The 21887-nt window shown below is 59.7% G+C and carries 23 protein-coding genes and 1 pseudogene; 11 read left to right on the top strand and 13 right to left on the bottom strand.

Going from position 1 to position 21887, the window contains the following annotated elements; all coding sequences use genetic code 11:
- Positions 1–69: 69 nt before the first annotated feature.
- From RS887_RS08130 to RS887_RS08110, 5 genes are read left to right on the top strand one after another with little or no spacing between them, the layout of a single operon-like run.
- Complete coding sequence (locus RS887_RS08130; protein ID WP_322614995.1) at positions 70–291, top strand: helix-turn-helix transcriptional regulator; 222 nt, start codon at positions 70–72, stop codon at positions 289–291.
- On the top strand, positions 288–581 hold the full coding sequence (locus tag RS887_RS08125; protein WP_322614994.1) for a helix-turn-helix domain-containing protein: 294 nt from the start codon (positions 288–290) through the stop codon (positions 579–581). The genes RS887_RS08130 and RS887_RS08125 overlap by 4 nt, the downstream gene beginning before the upstream one ends.
- Positions 568–1509, top strand: a complete 942-nt coding sequence (locus tag RS887_RS08120) for a hypothetical protein (RefSeq protein ID WP_322614993.1) — start codon at positions 568–570, stop codon at positions 1507–1509. The genes RS887_RS08125 and RS887_RS08120 overlap by 14 nt, the downstream gene beginning before the upstream one ends.
- A complete protein-coding gene (locus RS887_RS08115) occupies positions 1506–2126 on the top strand; it encodes a hypothetical protein (RefSeq protein ID WP_322614992.1) in 621 nt (206 codons plus the stop codon). The genes RS887_RS08120 and RS887_RS08115 overlap by 4 nt, the downstream gene beginning before the upstream one ends.
- Positions 2126–2638 carry a hypothetical protein gene (locus RS887_RS08110; protein ID WP_322614991.1) on the top strand — a complete coding sequence of 171 codons (513 nt, stop codon included), beginning with the start codon at positions 2126–2128 and terminating at the stop codon, positions 2636–2638. Before RS887_RS08115 ends, RS887_RS08110 begins: the two co-directional genes overlap by 1 nt.
- Before the next feature lie 50 nt (positions 2639–2688).
- Here the strand turns inward: RS887_RS08110 and RS887_RS08105 are convergent, their stop codons facing one another.
- The 10 genes from RS887_RS08105 to RS887_RS08060 all read right to left on the bottom strand — a co-directional run bounded on the left by RS887_RS08105 (position 2689) and on the right by RS887_RS08060 (position 12899).
- Positions 2689–2928, bottom strand: coding sequence for a hypothetical protein (locus tag RS887_RS08105; protein ID WP_322614990.1), 240 nt, complete (start codon positions 2926–2928; stop codon positions 2689–2691).
- 454 nt (positions 2929–3382) lie between these two features.
- Positions 3383–4129 (bottom strand): LexA family transcriptional regulator, encoded by a 747-nt coding sequence (locus RS887_RS08100; RefSeq protein ID WP_322614989.1) that lies wholly within the window; start codon positions 4127–4129, stop codon positions 3383–3385.
- 228 nt (positions 4130–4357) lie between these two features.
- Positions 4358–4885: an inorganic diphosphatase gene (gene ppa, locus RS887_RS08095; RefSeq protein WP_007933577.1), complete on the bottom strand. Its 528-nt coding sequence runs from the start codon at positions 4883–4885 to the stop codon at positions 4358–4360.
- A 113-nt stretch (positions 4886–4998) separates the two neighbouring features.
- Positions 4999–5811 (bottom strand): zinc-dependent peptidase, encoded by an 813-nt coding sequence (locus tag RS887_RS08090; protein WP_322614988.1) that lies wholly within the window; start codon positions 5809–5811, stop codon positions 4999–5001.
- A 4-nt stretch (positions 5812–5815) separates the two neighbouring features.
- Entirely contained in the window at positions 5816–6472 is a 657-nt protein-coding gene (locus RS887_RS08085; RefSeq protein WP_322614987.1) for a DedA family protein, read from the bottom strand.
- A 270-nt stretch (positions 6473–6742) separates the two neighbouring features.
- Positions 6743–7204 (bottom strand): GNAT family N-acetyltransferase, encoded by a 462-nt coding sequence (locus tag RS887_RS08080; RefSeq protein WP_007990572.1) that lies wholly within the window; start codon positions 7202–7204, stop codon positions 6743–6745.
- 114 nt (positions 7205–7318) lie between these two features.
- Positions 7319–8143: an ethanolamine ammonia-lyase subunit EutC gene (gene eutC, locus RS887_RS08075; protein WP_322614986.1), complete on the bottom strand. Its 825-nt coding sequence runs from the start codon at positions 8141–8143 to the stop codon at positions 7319–7321.
- A gap of 8 nt (positions 8144–8151) precedes the next feature.
- Entirely contained in the window at positions 8152–9546 is a 1395-nt protein-coding gene (locus tag RS887_RS08070; RefSeq protein ID WP_322614985.1) for an ethanolamine ammonia-lyase subunit EutB, read from the bottom strand.
- Positions 9547–9733: 187 nt separating this feature from the next.
- Positions 9734–11107: an ethanolamine permease gene (eat, locus tag RS887_RS08065; RefSeq protein WP_322614984.1), complete on the bottom strand. Its 1374-nt coding sequence runs from the start codon at positions 11105–11107 to the stop codon at positions 9734–9736.
- 271 nt (positions 11108–11378) lie between these two features.
- Positions 11379–12899 (bottom strand): aldehyde dehydrogenase family protein, encoded by a 1521-nt coding sequence (locus tag RS887_RS08060; protein ID WP_322614983.1) that lies wholly within the window; start codon positions 12897–12899, stop codon positions 11379–11381.
- A 301-nt stretch (positions 12900–13200) separates the two neighbouring features.
- On the opposite strand from RS887_RS08060, the gene RS887_RS08055 reads away from it, so the two are divergent.
- From RS887_RS08055 to RS887_RS08040, 4 genes and pseudogenes are all read left to right on the top strand, one after another.
- Entirely contained in the window at positions 13201–15120 is a 1920-nt protein-coding gene (locus tag RS887_RS08055; protein ID WP_322614982.1) for a sigma-54-dependent Fis family transcriptional regulator, read from the top strand.
- A gap of 158 nt (positions 15121–15278) precedes the next feature.
- Positions 15279–16627: pseudogene (gene mpl, locus RS887_RS08050) on the top strand (UDP-N-acetylmuramate:L-alanyl-gamma-D-glutamyl-meso-diaminopimelate ligase).
- On the top strand, positions 16624–17256 hold the full coding sequence (ubiX, locus tag RS887_RS08045; protein ID WP_322614981.1) for a flavin prenyltransferase UbiX: 633 nt from the start codon (positions 16624–16626) through the stop codon (positions 17254–17256). Before mpl ends, ubiX begins: the two are co-directional and overlap by 4 nt.
- Positions 17249–17533, top strand: coding sequence for a YceK/YidQ family lipoprotein (locus RS887_RS08040; RefSeq protein ID WP_322614980.1), 285 nt, complete (start codon positions 17249–17251; stop codon positions 17531–17533). The genes ubiX and RS887_RS08040 overlap by 8 nt, the downstream gene beginning before the upstream one ends.
- A 121-nt stretch (positions 17534–17654) precedes the next feature.
- On the opposite strand, the gene RS887_RS08035 is transcribed toward RS887_RS08040, so the two are convergent.
- The 3 genes from RS887_RS08035 to RS887_RS08025 form a co-directional block, all read right to left on the bottom strand.
- Positions 17655–18296 (bottom strand): oxidoreductase, encoded by a 642-nt coding sequence (locus tag RS887_RS08035; protein ID WP_322614979.1) that lies wholly within the window; start codon positions 18294–18296, stop codon positions 17655–17657.
- 27 nt (positions 18297–18323) lie between these two features.
- The gene (locus RS887_RS08030) at positions 18324–20042 is read right to left on the bottom strand and encodes a C13 family peptidase (RefSeq protein ID WP_322614978.1); all 1719 of its coding nucleotides are present in this window, start codon (positions 20040–20042) and stop codon (positions 18324–18326) included.
- A gap of 114 nt (positions 20043–20156) precedes the next feature.
- A complete protein-coding gene (locus RS887_RS08025) occupies positions 20157–20612 on the bottom strand; it encodes a MaoC family dehydratase (RefSeq protein WP_111288120.1) in 456 nt (151 codons plus the stop codon).
- 193 nt (positions 20613–20805) lie between these two features.
- Between RS887_RS08025 and RS887_RS08020 the strand changes: the two genes are divergently transcribed.
- Together RS887_RS08020 and RS887_RS08015 are read left to right on the top strand one after the other, a co-directional pair.
- The gene (locus tag RS887_RS08020; RefSeq protein WP_322614977.1) at positions 20806–21168 is read left to right on the top strand and encodes a CidA/LrgA family protein; all 363 of its coding nucleotides are present in this window, start codon (positions 20806–20808) and stop codon (positions 21166–21168) included.
- On the top strand, positions 21165–21881 hold the full coding sequence (locus tag RS887_RS08015; RefSeq protein ID WP_322614976.1) for an LrgB family protein: 717 nt from the start codon (positions 21165–21167) through the stop codon (positions 21879–21881). The genes RS887_RS08020 and RS887_RS08015 overlap by 4 nt, the downstream gene beginning before the upstream one ends.
- Positions 21882–21887 lie beyond the last annotated feature (6 nt).

The raw sequence follows: 21887 nt of genomic DNA, 5'->3' as shown, positions 1-21887 counted from the left end.
GGGCCGTGCATAAGAGTAAGAGCCGTCTAGTTCACATCGGGCCGAGACAGCCCGAAAGGAGACGGTTCAATGCAACTCATCATCCATCGCCGCCCGGCTGTTTCTGCCCGTATAGGTTTTGGAAAAACTCACCTCTACGAGCTGATTGGGCAAGGTGAGTTTCCCGCTCCCATTGCTCTGAGTAAACGTGCGGTTGGCTGGCTCAGTAGCGACGTTGACGCGTGGATTGAAGCCCGTGCAAAGGGGCGAGCCTGGAGTGACGTTCTTGCAGATCGGGAGGCGCGCCAATGAAAAAGGCCAGCGCCCCCGAAGAAGTCACCAGCCCGTCGCAGGATCATCGTAACACCAGCGAAGCCGCGCAGGTCGCGCGCGTTTTGGCTGCGTTGTTGGCTGGGCCCAAAACTACGTTCGAACTGCGCCACGATTACAACGTGCTTCACCCTGCTGGCCGGGTAAAGACGCTACGTGCTCGGGGCTGCACGATTTTGACAGATCGAGTCTCAGCGGTTGACCGCGAGGGCAATCGGCACAGCGGCATCGGTCGCTATGTGCTGACTGAGTGCGGCCATGAAACCTGCTGAGCTCTTTCGCTCGCTGCTCATTCGCGGCGACGAGGTTTCAATTCAAAGCGGGCGGCTGGTGATCCAGCCTGCCAGCGGGAAACCTGTCCCTGCTGAGTGGCTGAATGAGCATGGCGAAGTCCTCACGGCTGCGCTTCTAAGTGCTTTTGGTCGGCATGGTTTTCGATACCTGGGGCACCGTACCGGGCGTTATGGCGGCGGTCGATTTCAAGGCGTCACGCTGCAATTCGTTGACCTGCTCACAGGTGAAGACGTCTGCGCGGTTTTCAACGCCCAGCTAACCCGTGAGCGCACGACCAAGGCCGGCCGCAAGGGCGACCCGCTCCCCCAAGGCCAATTCCGCGTTGGTGTCCGTCACGAACTTTGGAAGCTGTGGTGCGCCTCGGGATTGCCTGAGCCGCGCAGGCGTTCGGAGTTGTGCGAAGTGATGCACAAGCTGGGTGGCGTGTTGATTGAGGGCGACCGTCACGAGACGCAACCGGGCCGACTTGTTGTCTCAACTGTTCGCCCGATTAGCATTGATTCCGACCAAGTCCGGGCCGCTTTTGGAGTCGAGACCTCTCGGCAAGCAGTCGGCAAGGAATCGGCAAGCAGTCGGCAACTAGTCGGCAAGGTGTCGGCAAGTCCAGTCGGCAAAGAAACTGAGCAAAGCGCCGTGGCACCTGGGCTTGAGCCTGATTCTAACCGCGTGTTTCTTGAGCCGCGTAAAAAGCAAGAAGTAAACAAGGAGCAAAGGAAACACGAGAGCTTTCCCTGTCCTGTTTCCCCTTCGCAAGAACACCAGAGTGTTGATGACTGGTTGGTCGATTACGACCGCCGGGACGCTGAGCTATTGGCCGAAGAAAACCTAAGCAACGACCCGGCTGAGAGGTTGGCCGGTTATCTGGCCGAGTTCAAACAACTTACCGCAAAGGAAAACTACCTATGAAAGCCTTGAAAAACCTATTCACCAAAAAGAACGCAACCGCTGACGATCTGGCCCAGGCTCATGCCGCGATTGCCGACGAGCTAAAAAAGGCCCAAGCCCGCCTCGACACGCTGCTTGATGAGCGCCCCACTAGCGTGCTGACTGCGCTTGCCAGAGGTGAGGAGACCGCAGTGGGCGCGGAGCTGGCCGTAGCTCGTGACCGTGTTGCCGATCTGATGGCAGGACTGGCCGCAATCAACCGACAGATGGAGGTCGTCCAGAAAGCTCGGGAAGCCTCAGAGAGTGCCGAGCGTTGGTCGCGCACTGCCTCGTTTCTGAAATCGCGCAATGAGGCCGCTGTAGGCCTTCAGGACGCATTAGACGTTGCGATCGGGCATCTTGAGCAAATCGGCAGACTAGAGGGGCAGATTCACTCAATCAATCTCGTAGGGCAGGGGCCGGCTGGCTGGGGGCGTGGCATCACTGGGCTGGTTATGAACCACCTTGCCGCGCGCACGCCTTTGTTTGCTATGCACCTGCCGGGGTTGACCTCTGCACATGCGTTGCGCGAAGGCCCAAGCCTGACGGATATAGTGCGCCGTGGTGGCGAACAGATCCTTTCGAGTCGAGGTGAGTGATGGAAGCTCAGGCAAACGAATTTGAACCTATCGACTCAGTTGACCAGGCCGTCGAGAAGACCGAGGACGACCGCTGGCAAGGGCTGCTGGCCTCGACCATCACCGGCCCTGAGAACCTAGCCGAGTACCTGCTGCCGCCTGGCGGAGATGCAAGCCCGGAGGGTGTCGAAGCTGACCTCACGATTCGTCAATGGATGGCAGATGCTGGGCTGCCTGCTGGCATTGGTTCGCACATTGCCGAGGTTGCGGATGAATGGGCAGTGCGAACTGAAGGTTGGACCGATGACCAGCACGAACTTGAGCGTAGAACGACGATGATCAATCTTGAGCGACTTTGGGGGGAGCGTACCGGCTCGATGATCGATATGGCGCGCGATGCTGTGGCTCGCCTTGATCGGTTGCATGATGGTCAAGTGAGCGCGTTTCTGGACGAGACCCAGCTAGGGAACTGCCCGCAGCTAATTGCCCAGCTTGCGATGCTAGAGGAAAGGCGACAACTAGCCGGAAACTGACCGTTCCGCGCGCGCGAGGAAATTGCGACCAGTACGCGCGCGTACGGTATCTAACGGTTTGAGAGGTAGTCGAAAATGAAGTGCTTTATTGGAAACAGCGAGAGAAAGTAAAAAAAGCTGACTATCTGGACAAGGGTGGCGATAGCTTCCCCAAGACCACCTGCGACAGTTTTTTGCCACTCCCAAATAAGATAGATAACGAAGGCACCGCCTCCCCAAATTATCAAAGCGACATACCAGCTGATTTTGTCGATTTTGATCTCATTGGAACTCTTCCCATCTTGTTCCATGGCTGCTCCCTAAACCGGAAATACGGTAATTGCTATGGCGCTTGAAGCCTGCCTTCACCCAATAGCCTAGTCAAGCGTCCATGTTGACGACAGTTAAGTCGACGCCATTTTGTGGGTCGATTTGTGGGTCAGCGTGCCGCTATTTTCTGAGAGCCCCACGCTTTAAGGGCTCCAATAACTAAAAAAGCCGGCTTGTGGCCGGCTTCTCGGGGACTGGCTTGGATCATTTTTGGTAAACCGCGCCAGCCTTCAAAACGTACACCCGGATCTTGCGTCCGGCTGTGGGACCTGGTGAGAAAGTCATCTGCCAGGCCAGTGCATCTGAGCCGCAAGGCGGGTCGATGCGCAAATGTGGGGCGCAGCATACGCAGGTTTGAGAGAAATTCCCAGCGGGAAGTGCCAGACAGAGCTGTCCGGCCACTCGGCAGGGGTGGCAATGGGTGTTCTGGAGCGCTTAAAGAAACGGTACCGTCGGTCGCCGTTTATTCAGGGTCGACCACCAGAACACCCAACCCAGCACCCTGATGTTCTGCTCTTCGATTTGTGCGGGCCTGAAGATTTCATCCGGGTACTCGGCGCGGTTGTGGCTGCGCAGTCGCAGGGAGTTGCCCGGTAATCGGTGCAGGTACTTGATGCGTAGCATGCCGTCATGTTCGATGGCGTAGATCTCGCCATCGACAATCTGGGTCAGGCCACGGTCAATCGCCAGGGTCGAACCGTCTTCAATTTTCTCTCCCATGCTGTTACCGCTCATGAAGGCACAGATGGCGTCTGCGTGGTTGATCTCCAGGGAGTCAAGGTGGCTGCGGGGCAGGCGGATCGATTGCCTGGGGTCTTTTATGACGTGGGTTTTGTTGGAGCCCGGGGTGGTAAAAGCTTCTTTATAGAAAGGCAGTTCGACGTCGACAGACTCGATGACCGTGTAGACACCGCGGATGGTCTGGGCATCGAAGGTGTTGCCGGATTCGTCGAGCAGACGCAGGTGTTGGGCGTCTTTCAAGCCTTCGCCGGTTTTCAGCCAGTCGCTGCTGACGGAGAGTTTTCTGGCGACTTCTTCCATGCAATGGGCGGGCACGCCACGGGTGTACCAGTTATGTACATTTTGCGGAGCCGTATCCAGGAATTCGGCAAATCCGGTGGTCGTGATGTTCGCAGCTTCGAGGAGTGCCTTGAAGCGTGGGCCGCTAGTGTTCTTTTTCATGAACGCGAGTCTACTGGCGGCTAACAAGGGTTTGAATAAACGCCTCGTTCAAATTTCGCGGGAAATTTACGACCGGATGTAAGACGCGCTTGGGGGATTTTAAACAAGCAAAAACCATAGGGAGGCTTGTTTAAACGGGGTGTTTGGCGTGCTTGTCAGGCACCCACAAAAAACCCCGGATCACCCGGGGTTTTTCTTGCCGCTTGCAGCTAGAAGCTACAGCTGCTCTTAGCCTTTATAGGCAGCAACCGACTTGGTGATCGCAGCGCGGGCGGCGTCTGCACCGTCCCAACCTTCGATTTTCACCCATTTGCCTTTTTCGAGATCTTTGTAGTTCGCGAAGAAGTGCTCGATCTGCTGGATCAGCAGCGCTGGCAGGTCGGTGTATTCCTTCACGTCGACGTACAGCTGGGACAGCTTGTCGTGTGGAACCGCGATGACTTTGGCATCGCCGCCGCCGTCGTCGGTCATGTTCAGGATGCCGACCGGACGAGCGCGGATCACCGAACCTGGAGCAACCGGGTAAGGGGTTACAACCAGCACGTCGAGGGGATCACCGTCGTCAGCCAGGGTGTTCGGGATGTAACCGTAGTTGGCCGGGTAGAACATTGGGGTGGCCATGAAACGGTCAACGAACAGGCAATCGCTGTCTTTGTCGATTTCGTATTTGATCGGCGCGTGGTTGGCCGGAATCTCGATCGCGACGTAGATGTCGTTCGGCAGGTCTTTGCCAGCCGGAATCTTGCTGTAGCTCATTGGGCGTTGCCCCCGTTAGTTGACCAGAAATACTTGGCCGGATTGACCAAAAAGTGGCGGCGATTATAGGCATATTCCTGGGTCGACGCCATGTACCAGAAGTCGTATGGCGCTTACTGGTGTGCCTGATAGACAGGGTCATGCGCCTTTAGTTGCTTCAACCTCGCCAGCGGGTCCTGGCGATAGAACAGCTTCAACTGCTGGTACACCTGTGGATAAGCCTCGTGCAGCAAATCCGGGGCGCTGAAGAAGTATTCGCTGGTGACGGCGAAGAACTCGGCAGGGTTCTCGGCGGCATAGGGGTCGATGGCCGTTTCGGCGTCGGGATTGCGTTCCAGTTGCCGGTCGAGGTCGTCGTAGGCCTCTTGCATGACGTTGGCCCAGTCGCTGACCCGCATGTCAGCATGCAACGGTGGCAGGCCGTTGGCGACGCCGTTGAGCATGTCGAGTTTGTGCGCCAGTTCGTGGATCACCAGGTTGTAGCCTTCCCAGCCTCCACTGGCCATCACGCCCGGCCAGGCGAGGATGATCGGGCCTTGCTGCCAGGCTTCACCGCTGTGCTCGCCGTCCCATTCGTGCTCGACGCCGCTGGCATCGCGATGGCGCTGAGGACTGAGGAAGTCGTCAGGGTAGAGAATGATTTCGTGGAAGCCCTGATACCAGTTCAGGTCGCCGAGGTGCAGCAGCGGCAGTTGCGCCTGGGCAGCGAGCAGCAAGCGTTGCTCCTGATGCAGTTCGACGCCGGGCAGGGCGGTGAGGTGCTTGTCTTCGAGGAACAGCACGCAGGCTTCGCGCAACCATTGGTCTTCGGCGACGCTGATGCCATCGAGAAAACTCAGGTGATGACGCACCCGTTGCCACATTTCATCGGCAATCGGGTGCTTTGCCAAGGTGCGCCGGCGACGCCAGGCGCTCAGAGACCACATCGTATCAGCGCGATTCGGCTTTGGAGCTCGAACCTGCAAGGCGGTTACGCACCATGCCAATGATCATCGGCACCAGCGAGAGCAGGATGATGCCGACTACCAGCAGCGACAGGTTCTTCTTGATGAACGGAACATTGCCGAAGAAGTAACCGAGCGTCACCAGCCCGCCGACCCACAGGATAGTGCCGAAGACACTGAAGGCGAAGAAACGCGGATAAGGCATTTTCCCCACGCCGGCGACGAATGGTGCAAAGGTGCGGATGATGGGCATGAAGCGCGCCAGGGTCACGGTTTTGCCGCCATGCTTGTCATAGAAATCATGGGTTTGTTGCAGGTAGTCGCGGCGGAAGATCTTCGAATTCGGATTGCTGAACAGTTTTTCACCCGCCGTTCGTCCGATGATGTAGTTGGTGCTGTCGCCCAGAATCGCCGCCAGCATCAACAGGCCACCCAGCAGTACCGGGTCCATGCCGCCACCGGCCGCCACGGCGCCGGCGATGAACAGCAGGGAGTCGCCCGGCAGGAAGGGCATGACCACCAGGCCGGTTTCACAGAAGATCACCATGAACAGGATGGCGTAGATCCATGCCCCGTAGTTGGTTACGAGCATGTCGAGGTAGACGTCGAGATGCAGGACAATGTCGATCGGGTTGAAATCCATGGAAAGCACCTGTGGTAACGGCCCGACTCAGCAGGCCTGTGCGGATGACTTCACGTAAGACTACGGATAGGGGTAGTTTTTCTTACAAGCCGGGAAGATCGGGATTATACGAGGCGAGAGGTGAAAATCGCGTCGAGATTGTAGCGGGGAATGTCATGACTGGGCTGATGTTTGATAACGAACAGGTGGGAGCGAACCTGCTCGCGATGCCGTCGCCTCGTTGGGCCAGTGTGATCCGGTCGATGCCATCGCGAGCAGGGGGCAGGTGATTCAGAGTTCGTCGCTGATCGGTAGCACATAGTTCTTGAATTCGGTGTCTTCCTTGAATCCGATGGATTCGTAGGTTTTCTGCGCGACTTCGTTGTTGCTGCTGGTGGAAACACGCATGCGCACGGCATTGGTTTCCTTGGCCATTTTTTTGGCGGTGCGGATCAGGTTGTCGGCCACCAACTGGCGGCGGGCGTCCTCGGCGACATAAATATCGTTGAGGATCCACACACGTTTGAGCGAAAGCGAGGAGAAACTCGGGTACAGCTGACAGAAACCCATCAGTTTGTTGCTGTCGTCATCGGACAGTGCCAGATAGATCACCGACTCCTTGCGACGCAGGCGTTTTTCGAGGAACGCCCGGGACGAGTCCGGATACGGCAGGGAGCCGTAAAACTCGCGATATTTGACGAACAACGGGGTCAGCAGGTCCAGGTGTTCGAGGGTCGCTTGAATAATCCGCATGGTAGGTCTCGTCTTCAAGTGGCTGTCTTACGTCTCTGACGGCGATGGGAAACCCTTGGCGGCCGCGCCACGATCCTGCCTGAAACTGGTACGAATGTGCAATGCGCAAGCGGTTCAGGCATTCGGTGGGCCGAGCAGGAAATTTCCTTTCATGTCGGCTCCCGCGTCCGACTCCAGCGTCTGAATCTGTGCTTCATCCTTCAGATTGACCCCTGACAACTGCCGCCGGCAGGCTTCGCGCATCAAATACAGCAAACGGTGTGCCGCCATGCCGTAACTCAGGCCTTCGAGCCGCACGTTGGAGATGCAATTACGGTAGGCATCGGTAAGGCCGACCTTGGGATTGTAGGTGAAATATAAACCCAGGCTGTCCGGGGAGCTCAGGCCAGGGCGTTCGCCGATGAGGATGACGGTCATTTTTGCGCCAAGTAATTCGCCGACTTCATCGGCGACCGCAACGCGTCCCTGTTCCACCAGTATCACCGGTGCGACAGTCCAGCCTTCGGCTGCGATCTGTTCTTCGAGGCGCGCCAGAAAGGGCAGGGTATGGCGATGGACGGCCAGTGCCGACAGGCCGTCGGCGATCACTATCACCAAATCGACCCCGCCAGGATGCGCCGAAGCGTATTCCCGCAGGGTCTTTGCCGACGCTTCACTCAGTTTTCGTCCCAGGTCCGGGCGTTGCAGGTAACTGTTGCGGTCGATCGCTGCACTGTGCAGTAAAAGGCTTTCGTGCCCGCGTTCGGCCAGTTGTGAGCTGAGTGTCGCGTGATCGAACGGCAAGTGCACTGCATCCCGCGCCTGGGCGTGGGCGTATTGGAAGTCCAGTTGTGCGTGGGTGGGAATGCTGGTGCCGGTGCGGCCCAGGGCAATTCGCGCCGGTGTCAGGCGCCGCAGTTCCAGCCATGGGTTGTGGGGATCGAAGGGTAGTTTGTCCATGTCATTACTCATCCCAGTTGCGCCAGTGCCTGGCGGAAGGCCGGCGGCAGGTTGCTGCCAAACAGAACCCGGCCGTCCGCCTGGGTGAAGATGCCCATTTTCGCCAGCCATTGCTCGAACTCCGGCGCAGGCTTGAGCCCCAGGGTCTGTCGGGCATAGAGCGCGTCGTGAAACGAGGTGGTCTGGTAGTTGAGCATGATGTCGTCGGAGCCGGGGATCCCCATGATGAAGTTGATTCCGGCGACGCCCAGCAGGGTCAGCAGGGTGTCCATGTCGTCCTGGTCAGCTTCGGCATGGTTGGTGTAGCAGATGTCGCAACCCATGGGCACACCGAGCAATTTGCCGCAAAAGTGGTCCTCCAGGCCGGCGCGGATGATCTGTTTGCCGTTGTACAGGTATTCCGGGCCGATGAAGCCGACGACCGTGTTGACCAGAAACGGGTTGAAATGACGTGCGACGGCGTAGGCGCGGGTTTCGCAGGTTTGTTGATCGACGCCATGGTGGGCATTGGCTGACAGGGCGCTGCCCTGGCCGGTTTCGAAGTACATCAGGTTCTGGCCCAGCGTGCCGCGATTCAGGCTTAAACCGGCGTCATAGCCCTCCTTCAATACATTCAGGTTAATGCCGAAACTGGCGTTGGCCGCTTCGGTGCCGGCGATCGACTGGAACACCAGGTCCAGCGGGACGCCGCGATTGACCGCCTCGATCGATGTGGTGACATGGGTCAGTACGCAAGCCTGGGTCGGAATTTCGTAGCGCTGGATGATCGCGTCGAGCATCTCCAGCATGGCGCAAATCGAGGCGATGCTGTCGGTGGCGGGGTTGATGCCGATCATCGCGTCGCCATTGCCGTGCAGCAGACCGTCGAGAATGCTTGCGGCGATGCCGGCCGGTTCGTCAGTGGGGTGGTTCGGTTGCAGGCGCGTGGACAGTCGACCGCGCAGGCCCAGGGTGCCGCGAAACCGCGTGACCACGCGGATCTTTTGTGCCACCAGCACCAGGTCCTGCACCCGCATGATCTTCGATACCGCGGCAACCATTTCCGGGGTCAGGCCGGGGACTAGGGCGCGCAGAACCTGTTCGTCGGCGGCATCACTGAGCAGCCAGTCGCGAAAGCCGCCGACGGTGAGGTGACTGACGACGGCGAAGGCTTGTTTGTCGTGGGTGTCGATGATCAGGCGGGTGACTTCATCGGATTCGTAGGGAATCAGTGCTTCCTGCAGGAAGTGGCTCAAAGGGGTGTCGGCCAACGTCATCTGTGCCGCGACGCGCTCGCCGTCATTAAGGGCTGCGACGCCGGCCAGAAAATCTCCGGAGCGTGCAGGGCTGGCCTTGGCCATCACTTCCTTGAGGCTGTCGAAGCGGTAAGTCTGGGCGCCGACGGTATGGGCGAATGCGGCCATGGGGCGGAGTCCTCCAATAATTACAGCGATCTGCTTTTCCTGTGGGAGCGGGCTTGCTCGCGAATGCGGTGTGTCATTCAAAATAAATGTCGACTGACACGACGCCTTCGCGAGCAAGCCCGCTCCCATGGGAGCTGCGTGCACTTCAATAATGCAGGCGCCGGGCAGCGGCCCGGTGCCGGTGCATTCAGATACCTTCGAGCATAGCGTCCGCCGGCGCCTCGGAACGTTGCTTGGCGGTCAGCTGGAAGTACAGGTAGCCGGCAGCCATGAAGCCGAGGAAAATCAGGCCGATCAAGGTGTTGAACCACGCCATCGCCACCAGGCACACCACCGCCAGAAACAGCGCGATCCCCGGCGCGATCGGATAACCCGGGGCGCGGAAGGTGCGTTCCAGGTTCGGTTCGGTCTTACGCAGCTTGAACAGGCTCAGCATACTGATGATGTACATCACGATGGCGCCGAATACCGACATGGTGATCATCGCCGCCGTCAGGCTCATGCCTTGCAGATTGACCAGGCCATCGCTGTAGATCGCCGCAATGCCGATCACGCCGCCGGCCAGGATCGCCCGGTGCGGTGTCTGGAAGCGCGAAAGTTTTGCCAGGCCGGCAGGCAGATAACCGGCACGGGCCAAGGCGAAAAACTGCCGCGAGTAGCCGAGGATGATCCCGTGGAAACTCGCCACCAGGCCGAACAGACCGATCCACACCAGCATGTGCATCCAGGTCGAATTATTGCCGACCACCGCTTTCATCGCCTGGGGCAGCGGATCGTTGATGTTCGACAGCTGGCGCCAGTCGCCAACACCGCCCGCCATCACCATCACGCCGATGGCCAGGAACACCAGCGTCAGAATGCCGCTGACATAGGCCTTGGGGATTGTACGTTTGGGGTCCTTGGCTTCCTCGGCGGCCATGGCTGCACCTTCGATAGCGAGAAAGAACCAGATCGCGAAGGGAATGGCGGCGAAAATGCCAGGAATCGAGCTCATCGTGAACTCATTGGCACCTGACCAGCCATTGAGCACAAAGTTGCTGAAACTGAAGCCCGGCGCGACCACGCCCATGAACACCAGCAGTTCAGCGACGGCCAGCACGGTGACCACCAGTTCGAAGGTGGCCGCGATGCTGACGCCGAGGATGTTCAGGCCCATGAACACGAAATAGGCGCCAACGGCGGCGACCTTCGGGTCCAGTTCCGGATATTGCACGTTGAGGTACGCACCGATGGCCATGGCGATGGCCGGTGGTGCGAAGACGAATTCAATCAGGGTGGCGATGCCGGCGATCAACCCGCCTTTCTCGCCAAAGGCCCTTCGACTATAGGCAAATGGTCCGCCAGCATGGGGAATCGCAGTCGTCAGCTCGGTGAAACTGAAGATAAAGCAGGTGTACATCGTCGCCACCATCAACGCGGTGACGAGAAAACCCAGTGTGCCTGCGGTGCCCCAGCCGTAACTCCAGCCGAAGTACTCGCCGGAAATCACCAGGCCGACGGCAATGCCCCATAAATGCAGGGTGCCGAGTGTGGGTTTGAGCTGTGTGGAAGAAGTAGTCATAAGTCCTCTCTATTTTTTATTGTTCGATCTTGCGGACTTTCGGGTGCGACGGTTTGGGTTGAACGCTGAATGACGGGTAGGCAAGGCCCGTGCCAGAGCGGCCAGGCCTTGGGTGTTGAGTCATTTAGGACGCCATCGCGAGCAAGCTCGCTCCCACAGGGATCTCTTGTGAGTTAAATATCGGGAACTAACCCAGATCCACTGTGGGAGCGAGCTTGCTCGCGATGGCGGCTTGAAGGGCGACACAGATACCTGCATCGCCCCCCGGTTTTTAGAAGAAGCCCAGCGGGTTGATGTCGTAGCTCACCAGCAGGTTTTTGGTCTGCTGATAGTGGTCGAGCATCATCTTGTGGGTTTCACGGCCGACGCCGGACTTCTTGTACCCGCCGAACGCGGCGTGCGCCGGGTACAGGTGGTAGCAGTTGGTCCACACACGACCGGCCTTGATGGCGCGGCCCATGCGGTAGGCACGGTTGATGTCGCGGGTCCAGAGGCCGGCACCCAGGCCGAACTCGGTGTCGTTGGCGATGGCCAGGGCTTCGGCTTCGTCCTTGAAGGTGGTGATGCTCACCACCGGGCCGAAGATTTCTTCCTGGAACACGCGCATTTTGTTGGTGCCCTTGAGCAGGGTCGGCTGGATGTAATACCCGCTTGCCAGGTTGCCCTCGAGTTTTTCCACCTTGCCGCCGGTCAGCAGCTCGGCACCTTCGCCCTTGGCGATTTCCAGGTACGAAAGGATCTTGTCGAATTGCTGCTCGGACGCCTGGGCGCCGACCATGGTGTCGGTATCCAGCGGGTCGCCACGTTTGATTTGCAGGACTTTGTTCATGACCACTTTCATGAATTCGTCGTAAATCGACTCTTGCACCAGTGCACGGGAAGGGCAGGTGCAGACTTCGCCCTGGTTGAAGAATGCCAGCACCAGGCCTTCGGCGGCTTTCTCGATGAAGGACGGCTCGGCCTTCATGATGTCTTCGAAGAAGATGTTTGGCGACTTGCCACCCAGCTCCACGGTGGACGGAATGATGTTTTCGGCGGCGCATTTCATGATGTGCGAGCCGACCGGGGTCGAGCCGGTGAAGGCAATCTTGGCGATGCGCTTGCTGGTGGCAAGCGCTTCGCCGGCTTCTTTGCCGAAGCCTTGCACAATGTTCAGCACGCCCGGTGGCAGCAGGTCGCCGATCAGCTCGACCAGCACGGTAATGCCCAGCGGGGTTTGTTCGGCAGGCTTGAGCACCACGCAGTTACCGGCAGCGAGCGCCGGGGCGAGTTTCCAGGCGGCCATCAGGATCGGGAAGTTCCACGGGATGATCTGCCCGACCACGCCCAGCGGTTCATGGATGTGATAGGCCACGGTGTTGCCGTCGATTTCGGCAGCGCTGCCTTCCTGGGCGCGCAGGCAGCCGGCGAAGTAGCGGAAGTGATCGGCGGCCAGCGGAATGTCGGCGTTGAGGGTTTCGCGCACGGCTTTGCCGTTGTCCCAGGATTCGGTGATCGCCAGGGTTTCCAGATTCTGTTCGATACGGTCGGCGATTTTCAGCAGCACCAGCGAGCGCGCCTGGGCGGAGGTGGCGCCCCATGCATCGGCAGCGGCGTGGGCGGCGTCCAGGGCCTTGTCGATGTCTTCGGCCGTGGAGCGTGGGAATTCGGCAATCGGTTGGCCATTCACTGGCGAGGTATTGGTGAAGTACTGACCTTTGACAGGCGCGACGAACTCGCCGCCGATGTAGTTACCGTATTTGGCTTTAAACGAAACGATAGCGCCTTCAGTACCGGGGTGAGCGTAACGCATGATGGTTTCTCCTTGGTTCTTGTGCTTATAAGGAAGACGCGCATGTGCGCTTGCTTTAAGCGTAGAGCAAGGGCCGGGCCAGCGCGTTGCATCTCAGGTAAATCAAGACCTTGCGTAATTTTTGTCGGACGGACGGAGCGCGCCTGTGACGTTTCCGGTACAGCCGGCGTGACACTTTGTACCGCTTCTGGCACAGCCTGTGACCAGGTAGTCTTGCAGGCATTGCAATGCAGGCCCGGCTGGAGGATGCTCGGCATCACCTCATGCACGGGACGCCGAGCCCCGGGGAGAATAATAAGAAATGCACGAAAACCATTTGAGTCGCCATGCCCAGCAAGTATTGACCGTGACCCAGGGCAAGGCCCACCTGCACGGCCCCGGCAGCGATCCGTCCATTGCCCGTTCCTGGCTGCGCTGCCTTGAGGACTATCATCTCGATCCGGCGCTGAGCATTGCGCCGACGGTGCTGGAACATGGCCGTGTCCTGGAAAGTCGCGAACGCTTGCAGCAGGTGCTGCACATCGCTGGCAATGAAATGACCAGCCTGCACCAGCAACTCTCCGGTGCCGGTCATGCAGTGCTGCTGACCGATGCCCGCGGCGTGATCCTCAATTGCGTCACCGCGCCCGCTGAAAGGCAGATTTTCGAGCGTGCCGGGCTCTGGCTCGGTGCTGACTGGAGCGAGGCCTGCGAAGGCACCAACGGCATTGGCACTTGCCTGGTGGAGCGTCAGTCGCTGACCATCCATCAGGACGAACACTTTCGTGGCCGTCACACCGGCCTGACCTGCTCGGCGAGTCCGGTCTTCGATCCCCATGGCGAATTGCTGGCGGTGCTCGACGTGTCGTCGGCGCGGCGCGACGTGTCACGGCAAAGTCAGTTTCACACCATGGCCCTGGTCAATCTGTCGGCGAAGATGATCGAGAGCTGTTACTTCCTGCGTTGCTTCGACAATCAATGGTTGCTGCGTTTTCACTTGCAGGCCGAGTCCGTCGGTTTGTTCAGCGAAGGCTTGCTGGCGTTCGACGGAGAAGGGCGCATTTGCGCGGTCAACCAGAGTGCGCTGAACCTGCTTGGACACATTCGCGGCGGCTTGCTGGGGAAACCGGTGGAGGCGTTTTTCGATTGCTCGCTCGATGAGTTGCTGGGGCGGGCGAGTATCGGTGCCGCGGCCAGTTGGCCATTGCGTACCCGTGATGGTCGCAAGCTGTTCGCGGTATTGCGCGGTGAGGCGCGGCGGCCGCTGCCGCTGCCGACGTCGAGGGTACCTGCTCCCAAGGCTGCACAAACACCGCGCCTGATGGGTATTTGCCTGGATGATGCGACGTTGCAGGCGGACTTCCGCAAGGCTTTGCGCGTCTACGAGCGCGACGTGCCGCTGCTGATCAATGGCGAAACCGGGTCCGGCAAGGAGGCCTTTGCCAAAGCGGTGCACCACGCCAGCCAGCGGTCGGAAAAAGCCTTTGTCGCCCTCAATTGCGCGGCCATTCCCGAAAGCCTGATCGAAAGCGAGCTGTTCGGCTATCGCGGCGGCAGCTTCACCGGCGCACGCAAGGAAGGCATGCGCGGCAAGTTGCAACAGGCCGACGGCGGGACGTTGTTCCTCGACGAAATCGGGGACATGCCGCTGGCTTTGCAAACACGCTTGCTGCGGGTGCTGGAAGACCGGCAAGTGGTGCCGATTGGTGGCGAGCCGGAAGCGGTTAACGTGCGGATCATCAGCGCCACCCACCGCAATTTGCTGGATCGCGTGCAGGACGGCAGCTTTCGCGAGGATTTGTATTACCGCCTCAACGGGCTGGAGGTGGCGCTACCAGCATTGCGTGATCGCAGTGACAAGTCGCAGTTACTCGACTTTTTACTGTCCGAAGAGGCGGGGGCAGAAACCGTGTTGATCGACGGGCCGGCGCGGGAGGCCTTATTGGGGTTCGCCTGGCCGGGCAACGTGCGGCAGTTGCGCAATGTGCTGCGTACGTTGGCAGCGCTGTGTGAGGACGGACGGATCGGTCTGGAAGATTTGCCAGCGATGATTCGCCAGACGCGGCCGGCAGTGCCGATGACGGAATTGGTGTCGGAGCATCCGCTGGAAGATGCCGAGCGGCAGGCGTTACTCGGTGCGCTGGAGCAGACACGCTGGCATATGACGCATACGGCTGAACAGCTTGGGGTCAGTCGCAATACCCTTTATCGCAAGCTTCGTAAACACGGAATTGCCCGTTAAACCGAGTCGTGGCCATTCGCGAGCAAGCCCGCTCCCACAGGGTATGCACGGTCCCTGTGGGAGCGGGCTTGCTCGCGAAGGCGTCCTGAAGTCTGAAACACAAGGTGCGAATTTCCCCTCCCTAAGCTAACCTGCGACCAAGTTTTACGAGGTCGACTATGCACATTCATATTCTTGGTATCTGCGGCACTTTCATGGGGTCAATGGCGGTTCTGGCCAAAGAGCTGGGCCATCACGTGACCGGCTCCGATGCCAACGTCTATCCGCCGATGAGCACTCAGCTGCAAGCCCAGGGCATCGAGTTGACCCAAGGCTACGACCCGGCGCAACTCGATCCGGCCCCTGATCTGGTGGTGATCGGCAACGCCATGTCCCGGGGTAATCCGGCGGTGGAGTACGTGCTGAACAAAGGCCTGCCTTATGTCTCCGGCCCGCAATGGCTGGCGGATCACGTGCTGCAAGGTCGCTGGGTGCTGGCCGTTGCCGGTACGCACGGCAAGACCACCACCAGCAGCATGCTGGCCTGGGTGCTGGAACATGCAGGCATGGCCCCCGGCTTCCTGATCGGCGGCGTGCCGCAGAACTTCTCGGTGTCGGCGCGCCTGGGCGATACACCGTTCTTCGTCATCGAAGCCGACGAGTACGACAGCGCATTCTTCGACAAGCGCTCAAGTTCGTCCATTACCGTCCGCGCACGGCAATCCTGAACAACCTCGAATTCGATCACGCGGACATCTTCCCGGACCTGCCGGCCATTGAGCGGCAGTTTCATCACCTGGTGCGGACCATCCCGAGCGAAGGCCTGGTGATTCATCCGACCACCGAGCCGGCGTTGCAGCGCGTTATCGAGATGGGCTGCTGGACCCCGGTGCAAACCACGGGTGCCGGCGGTCAGTGGCAGGTCAGGCTGCTCAGTGACGATGGCTCGAAGTTCGAAGTGATGTTCGAAGGTGTCGCCCAGGGTGTGGTCGAGTGGGACATGACTGGCCAGCACAACGTCGCCAACGCCCTGGCGACGCTGGCCGCCGCCCGCCACGTCGGTGTGGTGCCGTCCATGGGTATCGCTGCGTTGAGCGCCTTCAAGAGCGTGAAGCGCCGGATGGAGAAAGTCGCGGAAGTCCGTGGCATCACCATCTATGACGACTTCGCTCACCACCCGACCGCCATTGCCACCACACTCGACGGCCTGCGCAAGCGCATTGGCGATGCACCGTTGATTGCAATCATCGAACCCCGCTCAAACTCCATGAAGCTCGGCGCGCACCGTGACGGATTGCCGGAAAGCGTGGTCGATGCCGATCAGGTGATCTGGTACGCACCCGCCAATCTCGGCTGGGACCTGGCGGGCACGGCGGCGCTGTGCACTGTGCCGTCGGTTGTCAGCGATTCCCTTGAAGGCATCATCGAGCGCGTGAAGAGCCAGGCCCAACCCGGTACTCACGTGGTGATCATGAGCAACGGCGGCTTCGGCGGCCTGCACGGCAAACTGGCCGAGGCGTTGAAATGAACAACGGCCCGGACCGCATCACCCTGGCAATGACCGGCGCCTCAGGCGCCCAGTACGGTTTGCGCCTGCTCGACTGCCTGGTGCGGGAAGATCGTGAAGTGCACTTCCTGATTTCCAAGGCCGCGCAGTTGGTGATGGCTACCGAAACTGATGTCACGCTGCCGTCCAAGCCGCAGATGATGCAGGCATTCCTCACCGAATACACCGGCGCTGCCGCCGGGCAGATTCGGGTGTATGGCAAGGAAGACTGGATGTCGCCGGTGGCTTCGGGTTCCGGCGCGCCAGCGGCGATGGTGGTGGTGCCGTGTTCGACGGGTACTTTGTCGGCCATCGCCACGGGCTCCTGCAACAACCTGATCGAGCGTGCCGCCGACGTGACGCTCAAAGAGCGTCGCCAGCTGATTCTTGTGCCTCGCGAGGCGCCGTATTCGAGCATTCACCTGGAGCACATGCTCAAGTTGTCGAACATGGGCGTGACAATCCTGCCGGCATCACCGGGTTTCTATCATCAGCCACAAACCATCGACGACCTGATCGATTTCGTCGTGGCACGGATCCTTAACCTGCTGAATATCCCTCAGGACATGTTGCCGCGTTGGGGCGAGCATCATCTGACCAGCGATGAATAAGCTGCTGGTGGTGGTGCTGGCGCTGCAACTGGCGGGGTGCGCTACGGCGCGCACGCTCGATGCGGCCAAGCCGGGTGCTCCGGTGGTGTACTCGGGCACTCGCCTGGATTTGTACGCGATGAACGGCGGGTGCTGCGCCAAGGACCGTTTCGGAGCCGACGCGCCGAGCTATCCCGGTGTCGACCTGCCGGCGAGCGCGTTGTTCGACACGCTGCTGTTGCCGCTGTCGTTGTTGACGGTGATTGGCGTGAGTTTTCAGGCTACGGGTGGGTTGTAAGAGAGCTATCGCGAGCAAGCTCGCTCCCACAGGTTTTTCAGCGATTACAAAATTTGTGTACGACACAAAATCCAGTGGGAGCGGGCTTGCCCGCGAAGAGGCCCGCTCAGGCACCATAAAATTACTTGCCCAACTTCCTCAGCTCATCCGACTCGACAATCCTGACCCCGTCCTGCTCTTCCAGCGCCAGGCGCCACATTGCCCGGGCCAGTTGGCAGGCCTCGATACCATGGTATTTGCCAGGAATCAGCCGAGACAACGGGCCGGCGACTTTCTCGCCCAGTCGCGGTTCGGTGCGATCACCCAGCAACAGCGAAGGGCGGCAAATAGTCAGCTGCGGCCAGTCTTGCGCGCGCAACGCGTACTCCATCTCGCCTTTGACCCGGTTGTAGAAAATCGAGGATCTGCGATCGGCTCCCAGAGCACTGATCACGATCAGGTGTCGTGCGCCCATCTCCCGTGCGCGTTTGGCAAAGGCCACGACCATGTCCAGGTCCACTGCGCGAAACGCCTGTTCCGAGCCGGCCTGCTTGATCGTGGTGCCCAGGCAGCAATAGGCGATATCGACCCGCCCGTTCAGTTGTGGCAGGAATGCCGTAGGGTCGCCGACCGGGTTTTCCAGGTGCGGATGTTTGGCCAGTGGCCGGCGTGAGGGGGCCAATACACGGGTAATCGTTGGCTCGTTTAACAGGCGATCGAGCAGATGTTCACCTGTTAAACCGGTGGCTCCGGCGAGCAGCACGTGCTGAGGCGTCAAGTACATAGTGTTTCTCCCTTGATACTGTTCAGCTTAGTTGCTGTTTGCATCCTTGCTTTCCATAGATGCACTTTGCAGGGCTTTTCGTGCCTGTTGCTTGCGTAGCAGTTGCCAGTGCGAGAGGACGGTTTTCGGTGCCCAGATCTGTGGTTCGGAGGCTTCGAAACCGTCTGCCAGCTCACGCTCGGCGACAGTGGCCTTGGCCAGTTTGAAGGCTTGGTCCAGATCATCGGTCTGGTTCAGGGCCTGGGCGAAGAGAGCATCGCCGAAGTAAGTGAAGTTGGCTTCCTCCGAGCAGCCGAAGGACACCCGGTCGGCCCGTGAGGCCGTCATGATCAGGGTCCGTTCATCCTTGAGGGCGGGGATGAAGCCGCCGGAGTAGCAGGACGAAATCACGATGATCTTGTCGCGGTTTTTCAACGGGGCGAGAACAGCAGCCAACTCGTCGGCTGGCAAATCGGCCAGCTCCATGCGCGGCTGGTCCAGCACCAGCTCGTGTTCGCTGGTGCCATGGCTGGTCAGGTAGATGAAAATCAGGTCTTCCGGACCGCTGCGTTCGGCCAGCGCCAGGGCGGCGCGGCGCAGGTTTTCCCGGGTAGCCATCGGGCGGTCGGCGAGGTGGTCACGATGGTTCACCAGGCGGATCTGGCCAAAGGCGCCGAAACGGGTGGTGAGCATATTGGCGACGTAGTCGGATTCGCGCAGAAATACGCTTTGCTTGCCATCACCGCCCAGGGTCAACGCATACAGCTCCACTGCCGGGGTCGAGGGCGGAATATTGGTCAGTGCCGAGTCGAGCAAGTGCCCCTGCGCCAGCAGGCCGAGCTCCAGAGTGTCGGGCAACAATTTGCCCTCGGCGTCGCGCACGCGCTGGCCGTTGATCCAGGTGCCGCTGAGCACGGTGCCGTCGGTCAACACCAATGTGCCGCGCCCCTGGTAACTGTCGTTGTCGAACTGGCCGGTGTAAAAGCTGCCGTCGGACAGATTCAGTCGGCCCTGGCCGGAAAAGCGCCAGTCGTTGAACAGGCCGATGTAGTGGCTGCCGTCAGCGCCGATCAACTCGCCCTTGCCGTTCAGTGAACCTTCCTTGAACTGGCCTAGCCAGACATCGCCGTCGGCGTTTTCGTAGCGGCCTTTGCCGTGCAGTTGATTGTTCTTGAAGCCGCCGACATAGATGTCGCCATCGGCGCTGTTGAACGTCCCGTTGCCTTCCAGTTGGCCGTCGACGAAGTGCCCGGTGAACTGATTGCCGTTGCCGTCGCCGCGTTGGCCTTCGCCATTGGGTTTGCCGTGGGCGAACTGGCCCTGATAGGAGCTGCCGTCCTCGAGTTCGAGGCGACCCAGGCCGGCGTATTGATCGGCCTTGAACTCTCCGCGATAGCTCATTCCGTTTTCTTTGAGTGTGCCTTCGCCGTTGCGCCGGCCAGCCTTGAAGCCGCCGCTGTAACTGTTGCCGTTGGTGGTCAGTGCCCCCTGACCGTCGAACAGTCCCTGATTGAACTGCCCGCGATAGACTTCGCCATTGCTGCCATGCCATTCGCCCTGGCCCTGCCACTGGCCTTTGTCGAATTCGCCGGCGTACCAGCTGCCGTTCGGATAGTCGATGCGCCCCTTGCCTTGCAGCAAGCCATTGACCAGGTCACCGCGATAGCGTCCGCCGTCCGGCAGGCGGGCGTCGGGGGACAAAAGCGATTCGCCGTCGCCGCAAGCGGTGAGCATCAGGGTCAAGGCAAGGAGTGCAAGTGGGCGCATAGCGGATTCCGGGCAATTAGGCGAGGGAGTATGCCGCAGCTATGTGTCCTTATATAGGGTGAGGTGCCGCGAGAGGGCGCGAAACAGCATGAGCTGCTTCGCATCCGGGAAGGTTTATACGAAGCACAGGGACAGGGGTTCGGCGATATACGCCGGTTTGTCCGAACCTTCGATTTCCAGGGTGGTGGTGGCCTTGAGCAGCCACTGGCCGGGTTTTTTCTCGGTGACTTCGGTCAGGTCGACCTTGAGCCGCACTTTCGAATTGACCTTGACCGGCTGAATGAAACGCACGCTGTCGAGGCCGTAGTTGACCACCATCTTCAAACCTTCGGGCATGACGAGGATGTCCTCCATCAGTTTCGGGATCAGCGACAACGACAGGAAACCGTGAGCGATGGTGCTGCCAAATGGCGTTTGCGCGGCCTTGACCGGATCGACATGGATGAACTGATAGTCCCCTGTGGCTTCGGCGAACAGGTTGATGCGTTCCTGATCGATGGTGAGCCATTCGGAACGTCCGAGTTCCTTGCCGACATAATCTTTGAGCTCTGCAACTGGAACATAGGGCATTGAGACTCTCCTTGGGTTCATCGGTTTTATAGTTTTGGCTTGCGGGGATTTAATCTCCCGGCTTACCACTGTAGATCAACATGGCAAAACGCTCCGGTCAACTGACCATGCTTTTGGCGAATGCCGGTCTATAGCGCGAGCATGCTTATAATGCCCGGCCAATGCGGGTGACGGATTTTGCGGGAGATCTTTGATGTTGCTACGGGGCCTGACGTGGCTGGTGCTGTTCCAATTGCTCGGCACTGCGATCAATCACTTGTTCTTGCCTGTGCTGCCTGGGCCGATTGTGGGGTTGCTGCTGTTGCTGGTGTACCTCATCTGTCGCGGACAGGTCGGCGAGCCACTGAACCAGGCCGCCAGCAGCCTGTTGCGCTACCTGCCGCTGTTGCTGGTGCCTCCAGCTGTGGGCGTGATGGTCTATGCCGCTGACATCGCGGCGGATTTCTGGGCCATTGTCGGTGCGCTGGTGTTGTCGCTGCTGCTTTCGATGGCCTTTGCCGGGGTGTTGATGCAGCGTATGGTCAAGCGTCACGCTATCTCCGAGGACAGCCAATGATCTTCGACTGGCACGGCGCCTGGACGTCGGTGATTCACCATCCGTTGTTCGGCATTGGCATTACCCTCGGCGCCTATCAGCTTGTACTGGGCGTATTCGAGAAAACCCGCTGGATCTTTTTGCAGCCGGTGCTGGTCTCCATGTTGCTGGTGATCGGCGTGCTGGTGGGCTGCGGCCTGACCTACACCGAGTACCGCAAGAGCACCGAGATTCTCAGCATCCTGCTCGGACCGGCCACTGTCGCGCTGGCGGTGCCGCTTTATCTCAACCTGCGACGGATTCGGCAGTTGTTCTGGCCGATATTTACTACGCTGGTGATAGGCGGGGTGGTGGCCACGGGGATGGGCGTGTTGCTGGGCTGGTCGTTCGGTGCAGAGCACATGATCCTGATGACCATGGCGCCGAAATCGGTGACCTCGCCAATTGCCATGTTGGTGGCTGAGCAGATCGGGGGGGTCGCGGCGCTGGCAGCAGTGTTCGTCTTGATTACCGGTGTGATCGGGGCGATTTTCGGTCCGGTCCTGTTGACCCGGCTGGGCGTGCATAGCCCGGAAGCCAGGGGCATGGCACTGGGCATGACGGCCCACGCGGTCGGCACGGCGGTGGCGATGCAGGAAAGTGAAGAGTGCGGTGCCTTCGCGGCGCTGGCGATGAGTTTGATGGGCGTGGCCACGGCGGTGTTGCTGCCGCTGGCGGTGTCGATGGTGGTGTAAGGATAT

Source organism: Pseudomonas sp. BIC9C, from assembly GCF_034541995.1.
Taxonomy (GTDB): domain Bacteria; phylum Pseudomonadota; class Gammaproteobacteria; order Pseudomonadales; family Pseudomonadaceae; genus Aquipseudomonas; species Aquipseudomonas fluorescens_CC.
This window is presented reverse-complemented; position numbering and strand designations above follow the sequence as displayed.